This window comes from Paracoccus sp. SY, assembly GCF_002901215.1.
Classification (GTDB): domain Bacteria; phylum Pseudomonadota; class Alphaproteobacteria; order Rhodobacterales; family Rhodobacteraceae; genus Paracoccus; species Paracoccus acridae.
Genome location: NZ_NWMQ01000199.1, coordinates 1 through 543, shown reverse-complemented (window position 1 = coordinate 543; position 543 = coordinate 1). Strand labels below are relative to the sequence as shown.

Annotated in this window: 1 protein-coding gene; it reads right to left on the bottom strand. The window is 63.4% G+C overall.

Annotation, left to right across the window (positions count from 1 at the left end; translation table 11 throughout):
• Positions 1 to 543: 3-hydroxyacyl-CoA dehydrogenase NAD-binding domain-containing protein (locus CK944_RS22535; RefSeq protein ID WP_239986225.1), on the bottom strand; the 543-nt coding region annotated here is incomplete at both ends.

Sequence of the window (543 nt, the reverse complement as noted above, 5' to 3'; positions counted from 1 at the left end):
CAGGCAGGTATCCAGCCCGATGAAGTCGGCCAGTTCCAGCGGACCCATCGGATGGTTGGTGCCCAGCTTCATCGCGCTGTCGATGGACTTCACGTTGCCCACGCCTTCGTAAAGCGTATAAACCGCCTCGTTGATCATCGGCATCAGGATGCGGTTGACGATAAAGGCCGGGAAGTCCTCGGCACTGGCCGCCGTCTTGCCCAGCCTTTCCACCACCTCGTGGAGCGCCTTGTAGGTCGGCTCGTCGGTGGCGATGCCGCGGATCAGCTCGACCAATTGCATCACCGGCACGGGGTTCATGAAGTGAAAGCCCATGAACTTCTCGGGCCGGTCGGTGCGCGAGGCCAGCCGGGTGATCGAGATCGAGGAGGTGTTCGAGGTCAGGATCGTGGTGGGCTTCAGATGCGGCACCAGATCCTCGAAGATCGCCTGCTTGACGGTCTCGCGCTCGGTCGCGGCCTCGATCACCAGGTCGCACTGGCCGAGGTCCGCCAGCCGCAGCGTGGTGCGGATCCGCGCCATCGCGGATTTCTTCGCATCGGC